Genomic DNA, 697 nt, shown 5'->3' on the forward strand with positions numbered 1-697 from the left:
TCCCGCAGGTAACGGCATCATGCACCAAATTAACCTGGAGAAAATGTCTCCGGTTGTGCAGGCGAAGCAGGGCATTGCTTACCCAGATACGTGTGTTGGTACAGACAGTCATACGCCTCATGTTGATGCACTGGGCGTTATCGCGATTGGTGTTGGTGGTCTGGAAGCCGAAACCGTGATGCTTGGCCGCCCGTCAATGATGCGCCTACCAGACATCGTGGGTGTTGAGTTAACGGGTAAGCGTCAGCCGGGTATTACCGCAACGGATATCGTTCTGGCGATTACCGAGTTCTTACGTAATGAGCGTGTTGTTTCTTCATATCTTGAATTCTTTGGTGAAGGTGCTCGCGACCTAACAATTGGTGACCGTGCAACCATCTCCAATATGACACCAGAGTACGGTGCAACCGCGGGTATGTTCTACATCGATGAGCAGACGATCAACTACCTAAAACTGACTGGTCGTGACGAACAGCAAGTTGACTTAGTTGAGAAATACGCAAAGCAAACCGGACTTTGGGCAGACGATCTTGATACTGCGGTTTACGAGCGTGTACTGGAATTCGATTTGTCATCAGTCAGCCGTAACATGGCAGGTCCTTCAAACCCGCACCGCCGTTTGCCAACTTCTGAATTAGCACAACGTGGTATCTCCGGTGCATGGGAAGAGAAAGAAGGCGAGTTGCCAGATGGTGCT

Annotated in this window: 1 protein-coding gene; it reads left to right on the forward strand. The window is 50.5% G+C overall.

Annotated features, from left to right (window positions below):
- A partial coding sequence (locus tag R8O10_RS25200) for an aconitase family protein (RefSeq protein ID WP_318191953.1) occupies positions 1 to 697 on the forward strand: 697 nt, incomplete at both ends.

Origin of the sequence: Vibrio sp. 1727 (genome assembly GCF_033344415.1) — a bacterium.
GTDB classification, from domain to species: Bacteria; Pseudomonadota; Gammaproteobacteria; order Enterobacterales; family Vibrionaceae; genus Vibrio; species Vibrio alginolyticus.